This window comes from Bradyrhizobium sp. CFUWI, from assembly GCF_056429085.1.
In genome coordinates, this window is record NZ_JBWJZE010000125.1 from 1 (window position 1) to 718 (window position 718).

The window sequence follows — 718 nt, forward strand, 5'->3', positions numbered from 1 at the left end:
GCGCGCGGCGTGGGCGACGATTGCGCACTGCTCGCGCCTGCCGCCGGCATGCACCTGGCCGTCTCCAGCGACATGCTGGTGGAGGGCCGGCATTTCTTTCCCGACGTCTATCCCGCGCACCTGGGCCACAAGGCGCTGGCCGTGAACCTGTCGGACCTCGCCGCCTGCGGTGCCCGGCCGCTGGCGTTCACGCTGGCCTTGTCGCTGCCGCGGGCCGACGAGGCCTGGCTGCAGGGCTTCTCGGACGGGCTGCTGGCGCTGGCCGACGCACACGGCTGCGAACTGGTGGGTGGCGACACCACCCAGGGGCCGCTCAACATCTGCATCACCGTGTTCGGCGAAGTGCCGACCGGCCAGGCGCTGCTGCGCAGCGGCGCGCGGCCGGGAGACGACCTCTGGGTGAGCGGCCACCTGGGCGATGCGCGGCTCGCGCTCGACGCGCTGCTGGGCGAAATGCCCGTGCAGCTGCCGCCGCAGGTGCTGGCGCAGGCGCGCGAGCGGCTGGAGCGGCCCACGCCGCGGGTGGCGCTCGGCCAGGCGCTGCGCGGCGTGGCCAGCAGCGCCATCGACGTGAGCGACGGGCTCGTGGGCGACCTGGGCCACATCCTGCAGGCCTCGGGCGTGGGCGCGCACATCGACACCACGCCCGCCCCGCAGCTCATCGCGGCCTGCGCGGGCGGGCCCGTGCCCGATCAGCTGCCCTACGGCCGGGAGAATC

1 protein-coding gene is annotated in these 718 nt (G+C 74.9%); it reads left to right on the forward strand.

What is annotated here, in order from left to right; translation table 11 throughout:
• On the forward strand, positions 1-718 hold a 718-nt coding region (gene thiL / locus AC066S_RS39010), incomplete at both ends, for a thiamine-phosphate kinase (RefSeq protein WP_478271932.1).